This window comes from Alteromonas sp. KS69 (assembly GCF_003989595.1).
GTDB lineage: Bacteria > Pseudomonadota > Gammaproteobacteria > Enterobacterales > Alteromonadaceae > Alteromonas > Alteromonas naphthalenivorans.
This window is the reverse complement of sequence record NZ_PYHU01000023.1, coordinates 1-24597: the sequence shown is the minus strand read 5'-3', so window position 1 is coordinate 24597 and position 24597 is coordinate 1. Positions and strand designations below refer to the sequence as shown.

Sequence of the window (24597 nt, the reverse complement as noted above, 5' to 3'; positions counted from 1 at the left end):
GATATATAAATGACAAAAACATTACAGGTAACGTATAACTTTACACACCTTTAAATGCGTATTTATACGAAAGAAATATAGTCAAAAAAAAAGGCCTTGCGGCCTTTTTTTATTCCCACTCAATCGTAGCTGGGGGTTTACCTGATATGTCGTAAACGACGCGGGAAATACCATCAATTTCATTAATAATACGATTCGATACTTTACCTAAGAAGTCGTATGGTAAGTGCGCCCAATGTGCCGTCATAAAGTCGATAGTTTCTACCGCGCGTAGTGATACAACCCAATCGTATTTACGGGCATCACCCATAACGCCCACAGAGCGTACAGGCAAAAACACGGTAAAAGCTTGGCTCACTTTCTGATATAAATCGGCGTTATATAATTCTTCAATGAAAATAGCGTCTGCGCGGCGTAGTAAATCACAATACTCTTTTTTCACTTCACCAAGCACACGTACACCTAAACCAGGCCCTGGGAATGGGTGGCGATAAAGCATGTCGTACGGTAAACCGAGTTCAAGACCGATTTTGCGTACTTCATCTTTAAACAATTCACGTAATGGCTCAACCAAACCTAGCGCCATATCTTCTGGCAAGCCACCAACATTATGGTGAGACTTAATCACGTGGGCTTTACCTGTTGCTGAACCGGCTGATTCAATAACATCAGGATAGATAGTGCCCTGCGCTAGCCATTTCGCATTGGCCAGCTTTCCAGCTTCTTCGTCGAATACTCGGACAAATTCATTACCAATGGCTTTACGCTTAAGCTCTGGATCTTCAATATCCTTTAAGCGTCCTAAGAAGCGCTCTTCTGCGTCAACACGGATAATATTGAGACCAAAATGGTCACCAAACATTTCCATCACTTGGTCAGCTTCGTTTAAGCGAAGCAAACCATTGTCTACAAACACACAGGTAAGGTTCTCACCGATAGCACGATGAAGCAGCATGGCAGTAACCGATGAATCGACACCACCCGATAAACCCAGAATAACGCGATCGTCGCCTACCTTCTTCTGGATACGCGTAATGGCATCTTCGATAATGGCATCAGCAGTCCATAGTTTTTCGCACTTACACACATCTAAAACAAAATGACTTAGTAAACGCATGCCCTGTTTAGTATGAGTAACTTCAGGGTGAAACTGAACGCCATAAAATTGCTTTTCTTCGTTATACATAGCAGCATGGGGGCAGGATGCTGTTTGCGCGATGGTTTCAAATCCCTCAGGAACCGCAGATACCTTGTCACCATGACTCATCCACACGTCGAGCAATGCATTACCATTCTCGCCAATACTGTCTTCAATATGGCTAAGTAAAGACGTTGGTTTAATAATTTCTACTTGCGCATAACCAAACTCTCGCTTGTCTGAGCCTAAAACACCACCACCCAGTTGCGCTGCCATGGTTTGCATGCCGTAACAAATACCAAAAACAGGCACACCAGCTTCGAATACATATTCCGGGGCGCGTGGAGAGTTTTCCTCAGGCACTGACTCAGGACCGCCAGATAAAATGATACCATCGGGGTTAAATTCTCGAATTTGTTCTTCGGTCACGTCCCAAGCCCAAAGCTCACAATAAACGCCTATTTCACGTACACGACGTGCGATAAGCTGCGTATACTGTGAACCAAAATCTAAAATAAGAATGCGTTGGTCGTGGATATTTGTGGTCATGTTTTTACCCGTTTTATAATAGAACGAAGGCGGCAGTAAGGCGGAAAACTACCCGCCTCTTAATGCGCTATATATGATAATAACTCGTCGCGAATCTAGCCTAAACGGTAGTTCGGCGCTTCTTTAGTAATGCTAACATCATGGACGTGTGACTCGCCCATACCTGCAGAGGTAACACGAACAAACTGCGCTTTTGTGCGAAGCTCGTCAATACTGCCACAGCCGGTAAGCCCCATGGCTGAGCGTAGCCCGCCCATTTGCTGATGGATGATATTCGCAATAGGCCCTTTATAGGCTACGCGACCTTCAATACCTTCAGGTACAAGCTTTTCTGCATTATTTGATTCTTGAAAATAACGGTCAGATGAACCGTGGTTTTGGTTCATTGCACCAAGCGATCCCATACCGCGATACGATTTAAAGTAACGACCTTGGTAAAGTTCAACTTCACCTGGCGCTTCTTCTGTTCCCGCTAACATGCTACCTACCATTACGCAGCTTGCGCCAGCAGCAAGCGCTTTCGCGATATCACCAGAGAATCGAATACCGCCATCGGCAATAACCGGAATGTCTGTACCTGCAAGTGCATCTACCGCATCAGATACCGCAGTAATTTGTGGTACACCACAACCGGTCACTATACGAGTAGTACAAATTGAACCTGGGCCTATACCAACTTTAACTGCATCAACGCCTGCATCGGCCAGTGCTTTTGCACCATCACCTGTTGCTACGTTACCGGCAATAATTTGGACATCAGGATAATCACTGCGCACTTTCTTAACGCGGTCAATAACACCTTGTGAATGACCATGAGAGGTATCGATAAGTAAAACATCTACACCGGCTTCAACTAAAAGTTGAATACGCTCATCAGTACCTGGCCCAACGCTAACTGCTGCACCAACACGTAATCGACCCAATGAATCTTTACAGGCATTCGGTTTATTTTCTGCTTTTTGGAAATCTTTAACTGTAATAAGACCAGTAAGCTTGAACGCATCATCAACCACAAGAATTTTTTCAATGCGGTGTTCATGCATAAGATCGAGTACTTGGTCTGAACTTGCACCTTCTTTAACAGTAACAAGGTCGTCTTTACCCGTCATCACATTACTGATTGGTAGTTCTAGGCGCTTTTCGAAACGTAAATCTCGACCAGTCACGATACCAATTAAATTATTTTGATGATCGGTTACCGGAAAACCAGAGTAACCTAGACGCTTAGAAAGGGTAATAACTTCGCCGATAGTGGCATCTTTAGCAACCGTAACGGGGTCAGAAACCACACCACTTTCGTACTTTTTCACTTCACGAACATGCTTTGCCTGTTGCGCAGGTTCCATGTTTTTGTGAATAAAGCCGATGCCGCCCTCTTGAGCAAGTGCAATCGCTAGGCGTGCTTCAGAGACGGTGTCCATCGCCGCAGATACCATAGGGATATTTAACGTGACACCACGAGTTAGACGAGTTTGAAGTTTGGCAGTATGAGGAAGAACTGTCGAGTGGCCGGGAACCAGCAACACATCGTCGAACGTCAGGGCTTCTTGGATGATTCGTAGCATGCAACAACACCTATTCAGTTGAGGGTTAATTGCGGCGCAATTGTAGTGTTTTTTAGATTTCAGGTAAACTCTATTTTATTAAACCAGACGATTTTTTCTTATGTTTACATCTTCACCCTCTACATCGCGACAAATTTTAACAGTTACTAAGCTAAATCGGCTCGCTCGTACCGTGCTTGAAAGCGAGGTAGGACTCATATGGTTATCCGCTGAAATATCTAATTTTGTGAGTGCCGCTTCCGGTCATTGGTACTTCACACTAAAAGATAACAAGGCACAAGTGCGCGCTGCCATGTTTAAAAATACGAATCGTGGTGTGAAACAGCGCCCTAAAGAAGGCGATAAAGTGCTCGTAAGGGCATCTGTAGGTATTTACGAAGCCCGTGGCGACTACCAGCTTGTAATAGAGCATATGGAGAGCGACGGCGAAGGTGCCCTGCAGCAAGCCTATGAAGCGTTAAAAGCAAAACTTAACGCTGAAGGTTTGTTCAGTATTGACCGCAAGCGCCCCATGCCTGAGGTTATTAATCGAATTGGTGTTATAACCTCATCAACAGGCGCGGCACTGCATGACGTACTTAGTGTATTGAAACGCCGTAGCCCGCAAACGGAGGTCATTGTTTATCCTTCCATGGTGCAAGGTGAAACCGCGCCTAATCAGCTTATTAACGCCCTTCGCACTGCGAATCAACGAAATGAAGTAGATGCACTTTTGCTAACCCGTGGTGGTGGCTCGTTAGAAGATTTATGGTGTTTTAACAATGAAAACCTTGCTAGAGAAATTGCCGAGTCGCAATTACCGTTAATCAGCGCCGTTGGGCATGAAGTTGATTTTACTATTGCTGATTTTGTTGCCGATTTACGCGCCCCTACCCCTTCGGCAGCCGCGGAAATATTGAGCCAAGACACGAACGCGCTCAGCGAGAGCTTAGTTCAGTATAAGCAGCGCTTAACCCGTGCCATGCTTCAAAAACTTAGTCATTTAGCTCAGCAACATAAACTTCAGCACCAACGTTTGCAGTCAGTGCATCCGCAAAGCAAAATACAAAATCAGTGGCAAGCCCTCGACAGACTACAATTGCGTTTAAGCCATGCTATTAACAATAAACTCGCTATCGAAAATAAACGGTTTGAGTCTGTCGATAATCGCTTAGCGCGACAAAACCCCACGGTGCGTGTGAATCAAGCTAAAGCGCGCATGATACAAACCCATAAAGCGCTATGTAACAACATGAAGCAGTTAGTAAATAGTAAACAACAAGCTTTTGCTGCAAAAGTGGGTTTATTGCAGTCTGTTAGTCCGCTTTCTACATTGTCGCGAGGCTACAGTATTACGATGTCGAGCGGAAAGGCAGTTACCTCTGTAGATACCGTTAAAGAAAACGATATACTTATGTCTCGAGTGACTGATGGAGAAATAACCAGTAAAATAGTGGAAATTCGTCGTCATCAATAAAGGTTGGCCTTTGTTTCCTATTTTTTCGCGTTCGGGCTGGTTGCTACTTGCGCTAGCCTCTTTATGCGCACCAGCAGTTCATGGTCAACAACAAGCAGTATTATCTGAGCTACCGGTGTTGCCTGAACCGTCATCTTTATCGGCACCTGCGCCTGAAGTTCCTGCAATCGCAATTTCTCTGGCGGTGTTTTCTACTTACCCCAGTGAAACCCTTTTGGATGCCTGTGGCGATACAGAGCCTAATCAGGCGTGTATTGAAGATACCATTACCCCAGAAGCATTTATCTCTACACTGATAGCAAAATCTTGGTTCACTGAGATTAAGCCTTTTGGCAACGACTCAGACTACGAACTACTTATTGCTAACGTGGCTAAGCAAGATGAAACTTCCACTATAAGTGGAGCGCTACGTGAAGAGCTAGATGAAGAACTGGATAAAGAGAAACACTTCACTGAATTAACGCTGCAATGGCGAGGAATAGAGATTGATTCTTTGGTTGTTAGCAGTCAAGTAAATAGCAATGAAACGGCAACAAAGAAAGCCATAGAACCGCTACTATCGTGGTATAAACATGCTACCGAAAACGGGCTGTTCACCCCAAGGTTTTTATATCATGCGCTAAACGCGAGCGATTACGGCAACCATTTAAGCGTACCTGAGTCTTTAGGTGATTTCACCAGACTTGATACTCAGCTGTACCCCGACCCCTTCAAAGGCTCAATTACAAGATATACCCACCCTTCTTTTGAAGATGCGTTAGTTGATGTAACGGTTTATCCCATATTGGCGAAACTCGACACGAATGCGTCACGTAATAAAGCGAACTCGGCCAGCACTGCTAATACTGAAAACTCAGCCCGCACCGACGCTTTGCTTCACCAGCAATTAGATGAAGATTGGAACAAAGCTGACCACGTTGCCACCGCGCGTAATTTAACCTTGTCTCAACCCCAACCAATGTCGCCTTTTAATGTGAAGGGCTTTGCTAGTGGATGGCGACTAGCGCTTAAAGCTGACTCGCCAGTAGACGACCCTATTTTCGCGACAACCTATGTATTTACATGCAACGATAAGATAGTGAAAGTGGCCACCACTTTCCCTAGTGACTTCTCTGACAACTTAGCCCACGAACTCATTGCACATATCACTGTGCCAGAAGAATCTGTGCTTATGCAGCAAGTTCGCGCCATGCTCAAGTAAATAAACGCGTGAAGCACACACCACATAAAACCAAAAAGGTCGGCGCTATTAATAGCGCCGACCTTTCTGTATGTTTGGAATAATAACGTTTCAAACCTGCATATCGCCATTGCCCAAAACGCTTAGTTACCAAGCTTGTTCCGATTAACAGTTACTTTTTCTTACTATGATAAGACAGTAAACGCTTTCGTTTTCGTTCTTGAGTAAGCGTGAGCTTGTTCTTTTTGCCTTCAAACGGGTTAGCCCCTTCCCTAAATTCGATGCGTATAGGCGTGCCCATCACCTGAAGCGCTTTACGGAAGTAGTTCATCAAGAAGCGCTTGTACGACGTAGGTAAATCGTCAACTTGGTTACCGTGAATAACAATGACCGGCGGGTTATAACCACCAGCATGTGCATATTTCATTTTAACCCGACGACCGCGAACTAGCGGCGGCTGATGGTCATCTTGAGCCATTTCCATAATTTGGGTAAGCATAGAAGTATTAATACGCTTAGTGGCGCTTAGGTAAGCTTCTTGTACAGATTCGAATAAGTTACCTACACCGGTGCCGTGCATTGCAGAAATAAAGTGCAAACGTGCAAAGTCGATAAAACCAAGACGGCGATCGAGTTCCCTTTTGATATCGTTTTTAATATCTGTACTCAACCCATCCCACTTATTCACGGCAATAACCAGTGAGCGACCTGAATTTAACACAAAGCCGAGTAAACTTAAGTCTTGGTCGGTAATGCCCTCTCGGGCATCAATAATCATCAGCACAACGTTCGCTTCATCAATCGCTTGCAACGTTTTAACGATAGAGAATTTTTCAACCGCCTCATTCACTTTTCTGCGTTTGCGAACCCCAGCGGTATCGATAAGAATATATTCACGGTCGTCACGTTCCATTGGAATGAAAACGCTATCGCGGGTAGTACCTGGAAGGTCAAAAACAACAACTCGTTCTTCACCTAAAATACGATTCGTTAACGTAGACTTACCTACGTTAGGCTTTCCAACAATGGCCAGCTTGATAGGCTGTTCTTGAAGACGCTTAAGCTGTTCTTCAGCATCAATCTCTTCTTCTTGAACTTCTTCAACAATACGCATGTCAGGAAAAGACGCTTCAAGTGGCACTAGAGCATCTTGAAGTAACTGGCTTACACCACGTCCATGAGCCGCGGCGATTTGCTTAACCGTACCTAAGCCCAGCGCGTAAAAGTCAGCGCTTTCGCTATCGCCATCAATGCCGTCGACTTTATTTGCAACAACTAACACTTTTTTGTTGAGGCGACGAATATGGTCAGCGATCCCTTGATCTGCAGGCAGTAGGCCTGCTCTGGCATCAACAAGTAATAAGACTACGTCGGCTTCTTCAATGGCTAAAAGTGACTGCTGCGCCATTTCAGCATCAATACCTTCTTCGTCACCCGTGATACCGCCGGTATCCACCACGATGAATTGACGCTGCTCAAACTTAGCCTGACCGTACTTGCGGTCACGGGTAAGCCCTGGGTAATCAGCGACCAGCGCATCTCGTGTATTAGTTAAACGATTAAACAAGGTGGACTTACCCACATTAGGGCGGCCTACCAAAGCAACAACGGGCAACATGTATCAAATCCTAAAGGAAAAAAGCTAAAAAACACAAACCGCAAGTAAGCATAGCTTACTTGCGGACAGAGTGTGATTGGGCATTATACCTGTTTAGGTATGATGCGTCAGCCTAACAGAAGATATTAGGCCAACTATCCAACAAATTATGTTGTTGAACAGGCTATAACGTAGAAATGGCTGCCACTACGCCGTTACGGGTCATGGTTACTACCACACCGTCAACGTTTAATGGTGCATCGTATATAGCATCGTCTTCATCATCGCCGCCTACATCAACGCGAGCCACTATTTGGCCAGTCTCTTGTTCAATCCAATGAACGAAACCCCAGTTGTCACCAACAACAATATGCTCACCCACTGGCGTTGCCGCAGTAACAGAACGAGACTTCAGGCTACCTTGTGACCAAAGCTCTACACCGTTTCGTCTGTCTAGGGCATAAATATTAGAGTTGTTATCTACAACAAAAATACTGTTTCCTTCAATACTTAGGTTGCGATACGAACCGTACTCACGCTTCCAGATAATACGACCACTGCGCAGCTCTACTGCTGCCAGCGTCCCATTGTAAGAAACCGTATAAATGGTGCCACCAAAAAGCACGGGGGTGGTATCAAGGTCAACAATACGCTCTAACTCTGTCGCGCCCGTTGGCGTGGCAATAACGGTTTCCCAAGCAAGAATACCTGACTCAAGTAAGTTAACTTGCAACTTGCCCGTAGGGGTTCCTATCAAGGCGCCGCCGTTTGCCGCTACAGGGCCAGAAATACCACGAAGGGTTAATGGCGGTGTATCGCCTTCATGTCGCCATAACTGCTCACCAGTTCGAGTATCAAAGCCAAATAAGGTACCCGCGCCGGTATTAACAACTAAAATACCTTCGTCAGCAGAAGGCGCCGCTAACACTTCACCAGGAACAGACGCTTCCCACTTGGTTTCGCCGGTTTCGGAATCAAGTGCCATTACAACGCCGTTTTCTGTACCTACAAATAACAATCTGTCGGCAACGGAAATGCCACCAATACGCGCACTTGCTCCACTGCGCCAAAGGCGTGCAATAGAGTCCCACCAGCCGTCATCTTCGAATACGGCGAAGTCACGTTCCCATAAAACATCACCGTTCTCTGGGTTCATAGCCACAACACTGCCATGGCGGTCAGCGGCATAAAGGTTTTCGTAAGCATATACCGGGCGAAGGCGAGAGAAATAATGATCAACACCGTCGCCGATGTCTCTGTCCCATTTTACTGAAGGCGTAAACTTCGCATCGATTGGTTTCAAACGGCGAATTTCGAGCTCTTCTTCATCTGCAAACCAATCAGAGACGGTAGAACAACCAGAAAGCGTTACAGAGATGGCCAATGCCATGCCCATCGCCCGAGCAAATCGGCCCTTACGGCCACACGTATTGTGAAACAAATTGCTTACCTCTTTATTTTTATGTACCAGCTTATTGGCCCGCAGCAACGGCTAAGTTGTCTAACTTCATTTGCAATAACGGGTTGTTGGCATTTTTTTCAAGCGCACCTGAGTAGGCTAAACGAGCATCATCAAATTTACTTTGTTGCTGATATACATCACCTTTCAGTTCAGATACTTCAGCAGCAAATGCTTCGTTTGTAATATTGCCTAGCGTAGACAACGCTGCGTCTAGCTGGTTCATTTCAATTTGAACTCGCGTTAAACGAATAGCGGCTAGCGCTTTTAATTCTTCATTTTCAGCAAAGGTAACCACATGGTTTAGGTGTGATGCAGCGGCGTCAAAATCACCAGCATCTACAGCTTGTTTGGCTGCCAATAGACTAGCAATACTGGCGTAGCCTGAGTCTTCGTTTGCATTAATAAAGGCGGTAATTTTATCTGCGCTACCTTCTTCACCATAGGTTTCAACTGCGTTTTGGTATTCCACTGATGCCGCTTCTTTGGTTGCCATCTGCGTATCAGAGTAATAACGCCAGCCCCAAAGGCCACCTAGCCCCAATGCTGCGCCAACGATAATGGCGGTACCGTGCTCTTTCCAAAAGCGTTTAATCGCTTCTACTTGTTGATCTTCTGTTGCGAATTGTTCCATGATTTCCTCTTATTATGCGTTCAGCAGGTCGGCAATAGTGCTCGACAACGCATTAAAAGCGATTGTCTGTTGCTCTTGACCATCACGTAATGGCTTTACTGCTACTTCACGTGATTGCATTTCTTGTGACCCTAACAACAAGGCAAAACGTGCCCCTGTTTTGTCAGCGCGTTTTAATTGTTTTTTAAAGTTTCCGCCGCCACAGTGCATCATCACCCGTACATTAGGCAATGTATCACGAAGGTGTTCTGATACTTCCAAGGCATAGGCCTGAGCATCGTCGCCCATCGCGGTAACGTACACATCAGCACTACTAGTATCTAATGCATCTTCACTTAACGTGGTAAGCAAGAGTACTAAACGTTCCATACCCATAGCAAAGCCTACCGCAGGTGTGGCTTTTCCGCCTAGCTGTTCTACCAAACCGTCATATCGGCCGCCCGCACAGACTGTGCCTTGTGAACCTAAGCTTTCGGTTACCCACTCAAACACGGTACGATTATAATAATCCAGCCCACGCACTAAGCGAGGGTTAATTTCGAATGAAATACCTGCTTGTGTTAAGCGTTCACATAAGCTGTCAAAGTGGGTTTTAGATTCTTCATCTAAATGATCAAGCAATGACGGCGCATCAGCAATGGCTGCTTGCACATTCGGGTTCTTGCTATCAAGTACACGAAGTGGATTTGACTCTAATCGGCGAAGCGATTCTTCATCAAGCTTATCTGCGCGTTCTTTCAAATAGCTAATTAAAGTTTCACGGTAGGCCTGACGGGCTTCGTTTGAACCTAATGAGTTAATTTGCAAGGTAACGTGCTTTTCAATACCAAACGCTTTCCATAATCGAGCGCTTAATAAAATGACTTCCAAATCGATATCGGGGCCATCAAGGCCATAAGTTTCAACACCGAACTGGTGGAATTGACGATAACGCCCTTTTTGCGGACGTTCGTGGCGGAACATTGGCCCCATGTACCACAAGCGTTGCTGTTGGTTATACAACAAGCCATGCTCATTACCGGCACGCACCGTGCTGGCAGTACCTTCAGGGCGAAGGGTTAAACTGTCGCCATTTCTGTCTTCAAAGGTATACATTTCCTTTTCGACAATGTCGGTCACTTCGCCAATAGAGCGCTTGAACAAGTCAGTGCTCTCTACAATAGGCGTGCGAATTTCTTGATAGCCATAACTGGCCACCACTTGACGGAGTACAGATTCTACTTTCTGCCATGTACCGGATACTTCCGGCAGGCAATCATTCATTCCGCGAATTGCCTGAATAGTCTTAGCCACGTGAAATTCTCATACTGCTAAATAGTGAAAAGCCCCGCATTATAGGGGCTTTGTAGATAAACAACAATCGTACAGGCTTAGTCTTTCACCGATACCTGTATTTTGTTGGCTTCGCTCATACGGGTTGCTTTCGCACGAATTCTTGCTTCAAGCTTGTCGATAAGGTCATCGTTGGCTAATCGCTCTTTCACGCGCTTACCATCTTCATATAAGCCGCTCATGTTTCTGGCGCCCGTTAAGCCTAAGTCTGATACCTCAGCTTCACCTGGACCATTTACTACGCAGCCGATAATAGACACATCCATGGGCGTAAGAATATCTTCAAGGCGTTGTTCTAACGCGTTTACCGTACCGATAACATCAAACTCTTGTCTTGAACAACTCGGGCATGCAATGAAGTTAATACCTCTTGAACGGATTCGGAGCGACTTTAAAATGTCGAAACCCACTTTAATTTCTTCGACAGGATCAGCAGCCAGTGAAATACGAATAGTATCACCAATACCCTCTGCCAAAAGCATGCCTAGACCGACAGAGCTTTTTACTGCACCGGCACGTTGACCGCCCGCTTCAGTGATACCCAAATGTAGTGGCTGATCGATTTGCTGCGCTAATAGTCGATAAGCCCCCACCGCCAGAAACACATCAGAGGCTTTTACACTCACTTTGAATTGGTCGAAGTTAAGCTTATCGAGTATATCTACATGTCGCATAGCCGACTCAACCAAGGCTTCAGGCGTAGGTTCGCCGTATTTCTCTTGTAAGTCTTTTTCCAGCGACCCGCCATTTACGCCAATGCGAATGGGGATATTTTTGTCTTTGGCACAATCAACCACGGAACGTACACGTTCCATATTGCCAATATTACCAGGGTTAATTCGTAAACAATCAACACCGTACTCGGCCACTTTAAGCGCAATGCGATAGTCGAAATGAATATCAGCGACCAAAGGCGTGCTTACTTGTTTACGAATTTCCTTGAATGCTTCAGCAGCGTCCATGGTAGGTACGGAAACACGAACAATCTCACCACCTACGGCGACAATACGATTAATTTGATCAACCGTCGCAGCCACATCTGTGGTACGCGTATTCGTCATAGATTGAACAGCAATGGGTGCACCATCGCCAATAGGAATATTACCTACATTAATACGCGTGGACTTTCTGCGTTTGATAGGACTTTCTGCAAACATCTAATTACCTACATAGGAAGCGAGAATCGCGCTATCTGGCCATTTTGAAAGGCCGTGATATCCACGGGGTCGCCATTAACTGATATACGTACATTATCCGGTTTGCCGAGTGTAACTGCAACAGGAGGCACACCTTGAATTTCCATAACACGGCCAGATTGCTTAACACCGTAAGCAATTGCCTCACCGGTTGCGTCTTTTATGTTCACCCAACAATCGTCGTCAAAGGTAAATGTCATTGATATAGGCACTGCCCCACTTTGACTACCTGAACTCGAGGAATTGCTGGCAACTTGGCTACCTAAGCGGATTTCACCGGAGTCTGAATCGCTCACCAATGCAGTCAGGTTATTACTTTCATTGATACCTGCAGACGGCGGCAAGCTTTCATCATCTGTATTACTGCTATTACCATCGACAGATTGAGGAAGCACTGTGCTCTGCGTATCAGTGCCCGTAATAGTGCTTGTTGCTGTATTAGTACTCCTGCTGTTTAACACACCCGAATTAGTGCGGTTAGTTGCTTGAGGAATGGGGGTGTTTGCAGCTTCTTCTTTAATTTTTTCAAGATTAGGCGCTTCAACGATAGCTTCATCACTAGGTTGTTGAACCCACCAGGCTACAATGCCACCGATTATCAGCAATAAAATAATATAGGTAACCATCATCCAGCGATCATCGTGTGTCTGTTTAGCGACACGACGAGAAAAACTCTGCAGTTTGGCCGGTGGTTCTACACTTGTATGATATTGCTCGAAGGCAGCAACAACTTGTTCGGCATTTAATCCTAGTTGTTTCGCGTAGTTTCTTACGTAGCCTTTTGTAAAAGTAATAGAGGTGGTTTTATCCACAGCATCTTCTTCTAAGGCATTGATTTGAGTGACTTTCAAGAAAAGCTTGTCAGCAATTTGCTGCTGCGTTAGCCCTAGCGATTCCCGTCGCTCTCGAAGCATTTTACCTGGGCTTGGCACGGTAGATTCTTGTGCTAAACCTGCTTCTTCAGTCGTTTGTTGTTCTGACACCATTCGACTTCCTATTCCCCTTGCATGTTGTGTGGTACTAACCAAAGCTTCATACCGGCAAAAATCGAGCCAGCATTTTCAATGTTGTTCCACTCCTTCAGCGAGGTAATTTTAATGTTATGCTTCAGAGAAATACGATAAAGGTTTTCGTTCGCCTTTACTATGTGGAATTGCGCTTGCTGGGAAGACAATCCCGTTTTTGTTTCTGTATTCGCATGTGCTGAGTTAGATACTGTATCAGCATTAGTATCTTCCCCTTTTACTTTTCGTTCAACCTGTGGCGTATGCTGCGCTAGAATATTCTTATATTCCGCTGTATACGGGCTGTCAGGAAATAAGGTTGATAATTTATACCCTACTTCTTTTGCCCCTTCCCAATCGTTTGTTCCTTGATGTATTTCAAAGGCCAGCCATAAGGAATCGGGAGAAGGTTTAGCAACGCGTTGGTACTTGTCTAACGTGTACTTCGCTGATGTCCACTGCTCGGTGGCAATATAAAGCTCTGTCAGTAAATATAAACTTTTAGCACGCAAGGGCTGGTGTTTAAGTGCACTTTGAAAGTAGGTAATAGCATCATCAACATTGCCTTGGCTTTGTGCACATAAGGCGAGATTTTCGTAAGTTTCTGCTGAATTGGCATATTGTTGATTACTCACTGCCTTAAGGAAGTACTCCTTAGCGCCCTCGTAATCACCATCTTGACACTTGAACGCGCCATAGCTGTTGGCAATATCACCGTTATTGGGTGCTAACGACATTGCTGTTTGATAGAGATCATCAGCGCGCTTTGCATCCCCAACCAGTTGGTAATAATACGCAATAGCATAGTTAACCTCAGCTGAGCGTGGATCGTATTCTAACGCTTGATCTAAATTCACTTTAGCTTGTTTATAATTATTGTTTTTAAGGTAGGTTAACCCTAAAGACATACGAGTTTTAGCAGCTTCCTGGCGATCAAAGTTACTATTGTAACTCCCAGGTTGCGAGTTGCTTACGCACCCCGCTAAAAAGACTACAGCTGCTATCAATCCTATTCGCATGTTATTACCCTAATATCTTAATGATTATTGGGCCATTTTTACCGAAATCGCTTCGCCCTTCACCTGTTTTTTTAACAATCGCTTAGTTCTGTCTACAACATCACCTACTAATTGCCCACAAGCCGCATCGATATCGTCGCCTCGTGTTTTGCGTACAACAGTGGTAAACCCATAATCCATAAGAACTTTTGAGAATCTATCGATACGCGAATTACTTGAACAAAGGTACGGTGAACCCGGGTATGGGTTAAACGGAATTAAGTTTATTTTACACGGTGTATCTTTCAATACTTTCGCTAATTCATGCGCTTGGTCGGTGCTGTCGTTAATATGTGAAAGCATAACGTATTCAACCGTCACTCGGCCTTGGTTAGCTTTCGATTTTTCAAGATAACGGCGTACGCCAGCCAAAAAGGCTTCAATATTGTATTTTTTATTCACTGGTACAATTTCATTGCGCAGCTCGTCATTTGGCGCATGTAATGAAATCGCCAAAGCCACGTCAATTTGATCGCCCAGCATATCAAGTGCAGGTACCACACCTGAGGTACTTAACGTTACGCGGCGCTTAGATAGGCCAAAACCAAAATCATCTAACATAATGTTCATGGCTGGCACCACGTTTTTAAGGTTAAGCAAAGGCTCACCCATGCCCATCATGACTACGTTAGTAATAGGACGTTTGCTGGTATCTTTTGATAAGCCAAGAAACGTGGCTACACGCCATACTTGACCAATAATTTCACTCACGCTCAAATTACGGTTAAAACCTTGTTGAGCGGTTGAGCAGAACGTACATTCAAGGGCGCAGCCTACTTGTGACGATACACAAAGCGTTGCACGGTCAGCTTCTGGGATCCATACCGTCTCCACTTCCTGACCGCCCTCAAGCGCTAACGCGAACTTAATGGTGCCATCGCTCGCTTCTTGGAAATAGGCAATCTCTGGCGCTTTCACTTCACAGTGTTCTATCAGCATCGCGCGCAGGTTTTTATTCAGGTTGCTCATTTTCTCAAAATCGCTTTCGCCCTGCTGATAAATCCATTTCATTACCTGATCGGCACGAAATGGTTTTTCTCCTTTTTCTTTGAAGAAATTACGCAAGCCTTCGCGATTAAGATTTAACAAATTTGTCTTTGCCATAAAATGATGACCCTTTTACCTATTCAAGGCTATTGCCTTGTACTGCTAATATGATGACGCGAACGGACATTAGGAGGTTCGAATCCATGTTGCTCTAAATCTACTTGAGTTATTAAGATGAAACCTCATGAGCCTCTATCGGAAGCCCTTAAATAACGAGTTACTCTTTAAAGCGTAAGTAGTGAAAAGCCGTTCACTTGTAGGACGTAAGCAGAAGAAATGCTGCTAAGAAAAACGTTACGCCCAAAACGGTCAAAAGTCATAGACCAAAGCCGTTCAAAATTTGCGCGGATTTTACCATACTTGTTCAAGTAGAAAAAGCGTAACCCACAGACTTAATACAGGGTGTAACTTGCTATATTGTTACGTCTTCTTGACGAAGCTAGCCAAAACTAGAGGCTGTACAATAAAGCTGAAAAACAGACTTACAGAAACAAAAAACGAGGCCGAAGCCTCGTTTTTTAGATTCGGTCGTTTGCGATTAACGCGTACGAGGACAAATCTCTTCTTCAGAGAAGAAGTAAGCAATTTCACGTGCAGCTGATTCTGGTGCATCAGAACCGTGACATGCGTTTTCATCAATTGAAGCAGCGTAGTCAGAACGAAGTGTTCCAGCAGCGGCATCAGCTGGGTTAGTTGCACCCATGATTTCACGGTTTTTAACAACAGCGTTTTCGCCTTCAAGAACCTGAACCATTACTGGGCCAGATGTCATGAAATCAACTAGAGCGCCGAAAAAAGGACGTTCTTTATGTTCTGCGTAGAAACCTTCAGCTTGTTCTTTGCTCATGTGGATCATCTTAGATGCCACGATGCGAAGACCAGCAGATTCGAAACGGTTGTAAATTGCACCGATAACGTTTTTAGCTACCGCATCAGGCTTGATAATCGAAAAAGTACGCTCTAGAGCCATTGTTTTCTCCAAACAAATTTAAGTCTTATGAATTTTTGGCCGCGAATTATAGGCAATTATTAACGGCTTGACCAGCGGCGATTTCAACACCCCATGGCGCTCTACTACACGTGATAAAAGTGACACTATTATGACAGCGTTTATGACGCACTCGGTTTTGGACGCATATTACACTTAATTTTACCTAGCGCCCGGCACCAATATTTATATAACTAACTGTTTTCTTTAGCAAGATGTTGAATTTTCGCCACGATTGCACGAAGTCCATTTCCCCGAGTCGGCGTAATATGGCGCTCCAAATCTAGCGCTTCGAAATAGCCATCAATATCAAATTCAAGAATATCTTTCGGCGATTTATTATTATACGCCGCTAAAACTAACGCTAATAAGCCTTGAACAATCACTGCGTCACTGTCTACTTCAAAGGTAATTTGGTTATTGTCGTAAGACTCAACCAGCCACACACTGCTTTGGCAACCTTTTACCAGCCTGTCTGCCGTGCGCTTGTCTTCTGGCAAGCCAGGCACAGATTTACCTAAATCGATAATATATTGATAGCGCTGTTCCCAATCATCGAAAAACGCTAAATCATCAATTATTTCTTCAGTAGAGGGTAATGCCATGAATAATCCTGTGTTATTAAAAGAAAAGGCCCGCTTCTAGCTGCGCTTCTTCACTCATCATTTCTCGTGACCACGCTGGATCGAATACTAACTCAACATTGACGGCAGTAACAAAGGGAACAAGTGCTACACGATATTCTACATCGCCTACCAATACTGGCCCCATGCCGCAACCTGGCGCGGTTAACGTCATATCAATATCAACTTCGCCACTATCTTGATTAACGTTAACCTTATAGATAAGCCCTAGCGATACTAAGTTAATCGGTATTTCAGGGTCGAAGATAGTTTCAAGCGCATCCCAGACCTGCTGCTCACTCACTTTGCCATCTTCAGGCTCGGCGAAGTTAAGTACTTGGGCTTTACGGCCAATCGCATCGGCATCGGTGCCGTCAATACGGTACATATTGCCACGCCACGTAACCGTGTAATTTCCACCTAAATCTTGCGTGATCGTAACAAACTCACCTTCTGGTATGGTTGCAGGGTTTCCTGCTGGAACAAGACGTGCTTTACACTCTCGTTCTGTCACCACCATCTTCTGCTTCATGCTATAACTTCTTAATATTGCAGTTAGCCAACGTTGAAGCTTTCGCCACAACCACACTCATCAACCACATTTGGGTTGTTGTACTTGATAATGCCGTTCACACCTTCAGTCACATAGTCAATTTCCGTACTACGTACTAGGTCTGCTGCATCTTCTGAAACCGCAACACGAAGGGTTGGTGAAATTTCTACAATTTCGTCGCCGTCTTTCGCGCTATCAGCAAAATCAAGTTCGTATGCATAACCGGTACAGCCACTTACACGGGTAGACAAGCGAATTAACTGACCCGGCTTGTCTTTAAGCTTGCTTTCAAAATGCTTAATGGCGCTGTCGCTCAAGGTAATAAGCTTTGTGCTAGGAACAAATGTTTCAACACTCATAGTGCCTCCTTAGGCCAACATCATTTTCGCTTTCTTAAGTGCAGCAAATAAGCTGTCCACTTCTTCAAGCGTGTTGTAAATTGAGAACGATGCACGAGCAGTGCCTGGAATACCAAAGCGCTTCATCAGCGGCTGAGCACAGTTATCGCCCGTTCTTATTGCTACGCCTTGCCTATCAAGAATAAACCCAACATCACCAGGGTGCGCACCGTCTAATAAAAAGCTTAAAACACCAACTTTATTAGGCGCAGTGCCAATTAAACGCATACCTTCAAACGCAAGTGCTTGTTCAGTGGCGTAGCTTAATAGTGCTTGTTCATGGTTATGTAATGCGGCCATATCAAGATTTTTAAACCAGTCAACAGCAGCACCTAAACCAATAGCGCCCGCAATATTAGGCGTACCTGCTTCTAAGCGATTCGGCAATTCGCCCCACGTCGCTTCATGATAAGACACGTCTTTAATCATTTCGCCGCCGGTTTGCCATACTGGCCAGTCTTCTAGCACCGATTTACGGCCCCATAAAACGCCAATGCCAGTAGGTCCGAACAGCTTGTGCCCGGAAAAAGCGTAAAAATCACAGCCTATGTCTTGTACGTCAACGCCGCCATGGGCAATGCCCTGCGCGCCGTCCACTAACACCCATGCACCTACTGCTTTCGCTTTTTCCGTTAGCAGTTTAATAGGGTTAACCGTACCTAATGCATTTGATACATGCGGAAACGCCACCATTTTAGTGCTAGGTGTTAAGAGTCTATCGAAAGCGTCGATATCGAGCTCACCGTTATCGAACACCGGCACAATATTTAATGTTGCGCCAGAACGTCGACACGCTTGCTGCCACGTAACCAAGTTCGCGTGGTGCTCTAATTCTGTCACCATGACTTGGTCGCCTTCGCGAAGCAACTGCCCCAACCCGTTAGCCACAATATTAATGGCTTCAGTGGTCCCGCTGGTCCAAATCACTTCTTCCCGCGCACTGGCGTTAATGAAGCCCGCTACACTCGTGCGCGCATTTTCATAACGTCGAGTTGCTTCATCAGATAAATGATGAGCGCCGCGATGCACGTTCGCATTGGTGTTCGTATAGAAATCGACAATGGCATCAATCACCGCATGCGGCTTTTGTGTTGTCGCCGCGTTGTCGAGGTAAACCAATGGCTTACCATCTACCGTTTTAGCAAGGATTGGAAACTGGGCGCGAAGCGCAGCAACGTCTAAGCTCATTTTACCTCCATGTGTGCAAAGCGCTCGCTTAGCACAGGAAGTAGCCAATCGCGGATAGCCGCATTTGGCATATCGTTAATTAGCTCTTGAATGAAACCAAAGTTCAACATCACTAAGGCTTTACTGCGCGGTACGCCGCGAGTCAGCATGTAATAAAGCGCTTCACCTTCAATTTCTGCCACTGTTGCACCGTGAGCACAGCGCACGTCGTCAGCATAAATTTCAAGTTCAGGTTTAGTGTTGATAACACCGCGACGAGACAACAATAAGTTACGGTTGTTAAGCTCTGCCAAGGTCTTTTGCGCGTCACGGTGAATGTGAATACGACCGTTAAACACCGCACGGGCTTTATCACCCACAATCCCACGCGCATTTTCTTCTGTGGTGCCGTTAGGCATGGCGTGCTCAATGGTTGAATGTAAGTCGAATAACTCACCTTCAGCCAACAAATAAATCGCGTTCATTTTGGCGTTAGCAAATTCACCGGCATGATGCATATCTACATCTAAGCGTGACAACTCACTACCATAGCCCACTAGAGTGCTATTTAAGGTTGAGCGGTCGTGCAACATAAAGTGGCTTCCACCTAGTTGCTTAGCGCTGCCTGTGAACATCGCAAAACGGTAGTGCTCTAAGTGCGCATCATCAGCAATATCGTATTCAGCAAATGCCGTAGTAAGGCTATCGGTATCACCTGAACCTTGTTCAATGATAACCGCGCTTGATGCATTACCTAGCTTAACCAATACGCGAGTATGGGCATCTACGTTTTTAGTCGCTAAATTCACAATGCGAATAGGCTTGGTTACTTTTGCGCCGTCTACTACATTGATGAAAACACCGTGCTGGCAAAGTGCATCATTAACACGGCCAAATAAATGGCGCGTTGGCTTCACTTGACCGAACACACTGGCAATGGCTTGCTGTGTAGCCGCATCGTCAACGTTTAGCGAAGTAATTGACATGCCTTGTGGCACGTCTAGCGTGTTAATTTGCGTAACTAACACACCATCAACAAACACGATATCTAACGCGTTTAAGTTATCGATATTTGGCACAGGTACGCTGTCTACTTGCGTGGCAATCGCAACGTTACGCTTTTCTACGGGCGTAAGTGGCGTATTGATCCAGCTTTCGTTGCGGCGTTTCGGCCAACCATCGTTTTTTAATTGTGTTAAGGCCTGCTGACGCACGGGCGCCAGATAATCATCTAGCGCTGCCCCATCAATGACCTGTTCTAGCCATTGACTCATGCTTCGGCCTCCTCGTAGGCTTTACCTAAGAAGGCATAACCGCTTTTCTCTACTTCTAGTGCTAGAGATGCATCACCACTTTTCACAATTTTGCCGTCGGCAAGAATGTGTACAAAGTCAGGTTTGATATAATCAAGCAAACGCTGGTAGTGAGTCACTACGATAAAGCTGCGTTCACCATCACGTTGGCTGTTTACACCATCAGCCACCACTTGAAGTGCATCAACGTCTAGGCCTGAGTCAGACTCATCAAGAATACAAAGCTTTGGCTCTAACAAAATCATTTGCATGATTTCGTTACGTTTTTTCTCACCACCAGAGAAGCCTTCGTTAACACCACGCTTTAAAAAATCTAGCGGCAATTGCACTTGCTTACACGCATCTTTGGCTTTCTTTAAAAATTCTGCAGCAGTAAGCGGGTCTTCGCCGCGCTGTTCACGCATGGCGTTGACAGACTCTTTCATGAATTCCATGTTGCTTACGCCTGGAATTTCTACTGGATATTGAAACGCTAAGAACAAACCTTCACGGGCACGTTCTTCCACTTCTAAATCGAGCAAATCTTTACCGTTCAGTGTCACTTCACCTTCGCTAACTTCATAACCATCACGGCCAGAAAGCACATAACCAAGGGTACTCTTACCGGCGCCGTTAGGGCCCATGATAGCGTGTACTTCACCTGGCTTAACTTCTAGGTTAAGCCCTTTAATGATGTTTTTCTCTTCTACGCTGGCATGTAAATTCTTGATACTAAGCATTGATTACCCCACTGAACCTTCAAGACTAATTTCGAGCAGCTTGCCGGCTTCTACGGCAAATTCCATCGGCAGCTCTTTGAATACTTCTTTACAGAAACCGTTAACAATCATGGAAACGGATTTTTCTGTGTCTAAACCACGTTGCTGGCACAAGAACAACTGCTCGTCGCTTACTTTCGACGTTGTTGCTTCGTGCTCAACAATGGCACTTGGATTTCTACTTTCGATATACGGGAATGTATGTGCGCCGCATTTATCGCCGATTAACAGCGAGTCACACTCTGTGAAGTTACGCGCGCCATCGGCACGAGGGCCCATTTGCACTAATCCACGATACGCATTGTTACTGTTACCCGCTGAAATACCTTTAGAGATAATGGTAGAGCGGGTGTTCTTACCAAGGTGAATCATTTTGGTACCGGTGTCGGCTTGCTGCCTACCACGGGTTAACGCCACTGAGTAGAACTCACCTACACTATTATCGCCTTTAAGCACGCAGCTTGGGTATTTCCACGTAACCGCTGAACCGGTTTCAACCTGAGTCCACGAGATTTTTGCGTTCTTATGGCAAATACCACGCTTGGTCACGAAGTTATAAATACCGCCTTTACCATTTTCATCACCCGGGTACCAGTTTTGTACGGTTGAGTACTTAATAGTGGCATCGTCCATAGCAACTAATTCAACTACAGCAGCGTGCAATTGGTTTTCGTCACGCTGAGGTGCAGTACAGCCTTCTAGGTAGCTTACATAACTGCCTTCTTCGGCAACAATAAGCGTACGTTCAAACTGACCGGTGTTCATTTCGTTTATACGGAAATAGGTAGAAAGCTCCATAGGGCAACGTGTGCCTTTTGGAATATAAACGAATGATCCGTCGGTAAATACGGCACTGTTTAATGCAGCAAAGTAGTTATCGGTGCGCGGTACTACCGAGCCGATGTACTTTTTCACTAAATCTGGGTATTTCACCAGCGCTTCAGAGATAGGGCAAAAGATAACGCCCGCTTCTTCTAACTTGCTTCGAAAAGTCGTTACCACTGAAACTGAGTCAAATACCGCATCTACTGCAACACCCGCTAGCATTTCTTGTTCATGCAACGGAATACCTAGTTTTTCGTAGGTACGCAGTAGTTCAGGATCAACTTCATCAAGAGACTGAGGCTTGTCTTTCATACTCTTTGGTGCCGAGTAATAAGAAATGGCTTGATAGTCTACTTTAGGGTAGTCGACATGAGCCCAATCAGGCTCTTCCATTTCAAGCCATGAATGATACGCTTTTAAGCGCCACTCTAGCATCCACTCCGGCTCGTTTTTCATTGCTGAAATACGGCGAATTACTGACTCGTCGAGGCCACTTTCAAAAGTCTCAGATTCGATCTCTGAATAAAATCCAGCATCGTACTTTCTTTCTAACGCCTGTTCGATCTGTTCACTCATGTTGGGATCTCACTTGTTTGCCTGCGTTCGCTGCCTTCACTACTGGCCTCTCGGTCTTGCCAGTAAGTCACGTTGCCGTTTTAGCTACTTACGTATTTGCCAAAACGTATTTGCGATATTCCTATCGAATATCTAGACAGCCTAAAATTTTGGAGCCGTATTATATAATACCTGAGTATTTCACTCAAATATTCAACAGCCCAGTTAAATAAAAATTAAATATCATACCAATCGGTAATTACGATAACGTGCAATAAAATGTGCTATCGGCTTGCGGCCAATACAGTAGCCTCACGCAAACGGGTAACAACATCTGTCACTTTGTTGATGACGTAAGTGATGTCATCTAATGTGGTGAACCTACCTATACTGAAACGTATTCCAGCGTGAGCCAGTTCACTACTTCTGCCAATGGCGCGTAATACGTATGAGGGTTCTAAGCTTGCCGATGTGCAGGCAGAGCCAGAGGATACCGCAATATCGTTCATCGCCATCATCATACTTTCCCCATCCACACCACCAAAACTCACATTTAAAATGTTCGCTATACGCTGAGTTTCATGGCCATTAAGGTAAATATCATCTAACTGGCTTAGCCCTTCCCACAACGCAGTTTTCAACTTGCTAATATGGGCGGTATCATTCTCTAACTGTTGATAGGCAAGGTGTATCGCTTCGCCCATCCCCACAATCTGGTGTGTTGCCAACGTGCCTGAACGCATACCCCGTTCGTGTCCGCCACCATGAATTTGGGCAGCTAAATTGATTTTTGGTCGACGGCGAACGTATAAGGCGCCCATGCCTTTCGGACCATAAATTTTATGCGCTGAAATAGATAACAAGTCGACTGGCAATGCTTGCAAGTCAATGGGAAGCTTACCCACGCTCTGCGCCGCATCTACGTGAAACAGGATGTTCTTAGCACGGCAAAGCTCACCAATAGCGCTAATATCTTGAACAACACCTAATTCGTTATTCACGTGCATTACTGACACTAAAATGGTGTCGGTAGTTATTGCTGCTTCAAGCTGTGAAAGTGAAACAAGACCTGACGTATCCACATCTAGGTAAGTCACTTTAAAACCTTGCTTTTCAAGGTATTCACACGTATCTAAAACAGCTTTGTGTTCGGTATTAACGGTAATGATATGTTTAACGTTATTCACATAGCCTTCTGCTACACCTTTAATGGCCAAATTATTTGATTCTGTCGCACCCGAGGTGAATACGATTTCTCGCGGGTCGCAGTTCAGTGCATCACTTATTTGATTACGGGCGACGTCTACCGCTTCTTCCGCCATCCAACCAAAACGATACGAACGGGAAGCTGGGTTGCCAAAATTGCCATCCATAGTCAGGCACTGCACCATTTTTTCTGCAACCTTTGGGTCGACAGGCGTGGTAGCGGCGTAATCTAAATAAATAGGTGTTGAACGAGACATAAGCGACTAAAACATTCTCTAAAACTGTTGTTATAACTGAAAGCTAACTTCGATATCGTTGGCAACATTACGAAGGGAGGCGCTTTTATCTTGACGCCCAGCCACTTCTTGAACATCGCGCTTGGCCATTAATTCGCCAAGGGTAATATCGTTCAAAAAGGAACTTATCCGATCGCTTAAGTCTTGCCATAAACTATGAGTTAGGCAACGGTCGCCACTTTGACAATCCGCTTGACCTTGGCAACGGGTGGCATCTACAGATTCATCTACCGCACGAATAACTTCACCAATTGATATATTGGCAGCATCGCGCCCTAGTAAATAACCACCACCTGGCCCACGAACACTATCGACTAACTGGTTTTTACGTAGTCGAGAGAAAAGCTGTTCTAAATAAGATAGCGAGATAGCTTGGCGTTCAGAGATATCAGCGAGAGGCACAGGACCGCGTGTCGAATGCAATGCTACATCAAGCATTGCCGTTACTGCGTAGCGCCCTTTAGATGTTAATTTCATAGAATCCTCCCGCTATTAATATAGCAAGAATTTTCACATACCTGACTAAATTGGTCAAGTATAAGACCTAGTAATTTAGTCAAGTATTTTGTCGTTTCCATTCCAAAGCAGGAATGGTTTCTAACGAATCTGGAATGCTCACGCAGCATGGGCGAGGGGCCAAGCCGTAGTGTTTTAGCAGCCTCGTATTTTTTTCTATCTAAGGTAAGCGTCCGATAATTCC

22 protein-coding genes are annotated in these 24597 nt (G+C 45.1%); 2 read left to right on the top strand and 20 right to left on the bottom strand.

Annotation, left to right across the window (positions count from 1 at the left end; translation table 11 throughout):
• Window positions 1–109 precede the first annotated feature (109 nt).
• Both guaA and guaB read right to left on the bottom strand, forming a co-directional pair.
• Window positions 110–1687 (bottom strand): glutamine-hydrolyzing GMP synthase, encoded by a 1578-nt coding sequence (guaA, locus tag C7Y69_RS14095; protein ID WP_013783294.1) that lies wholly within the window; start codon window positions 1685–1687, stop codon window positions 110–112.
• Window positions 1688–1782: 95 nt separating this feature from the next.
• Window positions 1783–3252, bottom strand: a complete 1470-nt coding sequence (gene guaB / locus C7Y69_RS14090; protein ID WP_013783293.1) for an IMP dehydrogenase — start codon at window positions 3250–3252, stop codon at window positions 1783–1785.
• A 100-nt stretch (window positions 3253–3352) separates the two neighbouring features.
• On the opposite strand from guaB, the gene xseA reads away from it, so the two are divergent.
• Together xseA and C7Y69_RS14080 are read left to right on the top strand one after the other, a co-directional pair.
• Window positions 3353–4708, top strand: a complete 1356-nt coding sequence (xseA, locus tag C7Y69_RS14085) for an exodeoxyribonuclease VII large subunit (RefSeq protein WP_013783292.1) — start codon at window positions 3353–3355, stop codon at window positions 4706–4708.
• A 10-nt stretch (window positions 4709–4718) separates the two neighbouring features.
• Entirely contained in the window at window positions 4719–5909 is a 1191-nt protein-coding gene (locus tag C7Y69_RS14080; RefSeq protein ID WP_126873147.1) for a hypothetical protein, read from the top strand.
• 151 nt (window positions 5910–6060) lie between these two features.
• On the opposite strand, the gene der is transcribed toward C7Y69_RS14080, so the two are convergent.
• The 18 genes from der to iscR form a co-directional block, all read right to left on the bottom strand.
• A complete protein-coding gene (gene der / locus C7Y69_RS14075; protein WP_126873146.1) occupies window positions 6061–7506 on the bottom strand; it encodes a ribosome biogenesis GTPase Der in 1446 nt (481 codons plus the stop codon).
• A 163-nt stretch (window positions 7507–7669) separates the two neighbouring features.
• Window positions 7670–8926 (bottom strand): outer membrane protein assembly factor BamB, encoded by a 1257-nt coding sequence (gene bamB, locus C7Y69_RS14070; protein WP_126873145.1) that lies wholly within the window; start codon window positions 8924–8926, stop codon window positions 7670–7672.
• Window positions 8927–8957: 31 nt separating this feature from the next.
• The gene (locus C7Y69_RS14065; RefSeq protein ID WP_126873144.1) at window positions 8958–9578 is read right to left on the bottom strand and encodes a YfgM family protein; all 621 of its coding nucleotides are present in this window, start codon (window positions 9576–9578) and stop codon (window positions 8958–8960) included.
• A gap of 12 nt (window positions 9579–9590) precedes the next feature.
• Complete coding sequence (hisS, locus tag C7Y69_RS14060) at window positions 9591–10871, bottom strand: histidine--tRNA ligase (protein ID WP_013783287.1); 1281 nt, start codon at window positions 10869–10871, stop codon at window positions 9591–9593.
• 77 nt (window positions 10872–10948) lie between these two features.
• Window positions 10949–12067 carry a flavodoxin-dependent (E)-4-hydroxy-3-methylbut-2-enyl-diphosphate synthase gene (gene ispG, locus C7Y69_RS14055; RefSeq protein ID WP_013783286.1) on the bottom strand — a complete coding sequence of 373 codons (1119 nt, stop codon included), beginning with the start codon at window positions 12065–12067 and terminating at the stop codon, window positions 10949–10951.
• An 8-nt stretch (window positions 12068–12075) separates the two neighbouring features.
• Complete coding sequence (locus C7Y69_RS14050) at window positions 12076–13092, bottom strand: RodZ domain-containing protein (protein ID WP_126873143.1); 1017 nt, start codon at window positions 13090–13092, stop codon at window positions 12076–12078.
• Window positions 13093–13100: 8 nt separating this feature from the next.
• Window positions 13101–14129 (bottom strand): type IV pilus biogenesis/stability protein PilW, encoded by a 1029-nt coding sequence (gene pilW, locus C7Y69_RS14045; protein ID WP_126873142.1) that lies wholly within the window; start codon window positions 14127–14129, stop codon window positions 13101–13103.
• A gap of 24 nt (window positions 14130–14153) precedes the next feature.
• Complete coding sequence (locus C7Y69_RS14040; protein ID WP_013783283.1) at window positions 14154–15272, bottom strand: bifunctional tRNA (adenosine(37)-C2)-methyltransferase TrmG/ribosomal RNA large subunit methyltransferase RlmN; 1119 nt, start codon at window positions 15270–15272, stop codon at window positions 14154–14156.
• Window positions 15273–15753: 481 nt separating this feature from the next.
• On the bottom strand, window positions 15754–16185 hold the full coding sequence (gene ndk, locus C7Y69_RS14035; protein ID WP_013783282.1) for a nucleoside-diphosphate kinase: 432 nt from the start codon (window positions 16183–16185) through the stop codon (window positions 15754–15756).
• Between the two features lie 212 nt (window positions 16186–16397).
• Entirely contained in the window at window positions 16398–16808 is a 411-nt protein-coding gene (locus C7Y69_RS14030; RefSeq protein WP_126873141.1) for a SufE family protein, read from the bottom strand.
• 16 nt (window positions 16809–16824) lie between these two features.
• On the bottom strand, window positions 16825–17358 hold the full coding sequence (sufT, locus tag C7Y69_RS14025; protein WP_013783280.1) for a putative Fe-S cluster assembly protein SufT: 534 nt from the start codon (window positions 17356–17358) through the stop codon (window positions 16825–16827).
• A 23-nt stretch (window positions 17359–17381) separates the two neighbouring features.
• Window positions 17382–17738, bottom strand: a complete 357-nt coding sequence (locus tag C7Y69_RS14020) for a HesB/IscA family protein (RefSeq protein WP_126873140.1) — start codon at window positions 17736–17738, stop codon at window positions 17382–17384.
• Window positions 17739–17747: 9 nt separating this feature from the next.
• The gene (locus C7Y69_RS14015; RefSeq protein WP_126873139.1) at window positions 17748–18965 is read right to left on the bottom strand and encodes an aminotransferase class V-fold PLP-dependent enzyme; all 1218 of its coding nucleotides are present in this window, start codon (window positions 18963–18965) and stop codon (window positions 17748–17750) included.
• Window positions 18962–20218: a Fe-S cluster assembly protein SufD gene (sufD, locus tag C7Y69_RS14010; RefSeq protein WP_126873138.1), complete on the bottom strand. Its 1257-nt coding sequence runs from the start codon at window positions 20216–20218 to the stop codon at window positions 18962–18964. The genes C7Y69_RS14015 and sufD overlap by 4 nt, the downstream gene beginning before the upstream one ends.
• Window positions 20215–20976, bottom strand: coding sequence for a Fe-S cluster assembly ATPase SufC (gene sufC / locus C7Y69_RS14005; protein WP_126873137.1), 762 nt, complete (start codon window positions 20974–20976; stop codon window positions 20215–20217). The genes sufD and sufC overlap by 4 nt, the downstream gene beginning before the upstream one ends.
• 3 nt (window positions 20977–20979) lie before the next feature.
• Window positions 20980–22416, bottom strand: a complete 1437-nt coding sequence (gene sufB, locus C7Y69_RS14000) for a Fe-S cluster assembly protein SufB (RefSeq protein WP_126873136.1) — start codon at window positions 22414–22416, stop codon at window positions 20980–20982.
• A gap of 263 nt (window positions 22417–22679) precedes the next feature.
• Window positions 22680–23858: an IscS subfamily cysteine desulfurase gene (locus C7Y69_RS13995; RefSeq protein WP_013783274.1), complete on the bottom strand. Its 1179-nt coding sequence runs from the start codon at window positions 23856–23858 to the stop codon at window positions 22680–22682.
• Between the two features lie 30 nt (window positions 23859–23888).
• Window positions 23889–24374, bottom strand: a complete 486-nt coding sequence (iscR, locus tag C7Y69_RS13990; RefSeq protein ID WP_126873135.1) for a Fe-S cluster assembly transcriptional regulator IscR — start codon at window positions 24372–24374, stop codon at window positions 23889–23891.
• Between the last annotated feature and the right edge of the window lie 223 nt (window positions 24375–24597).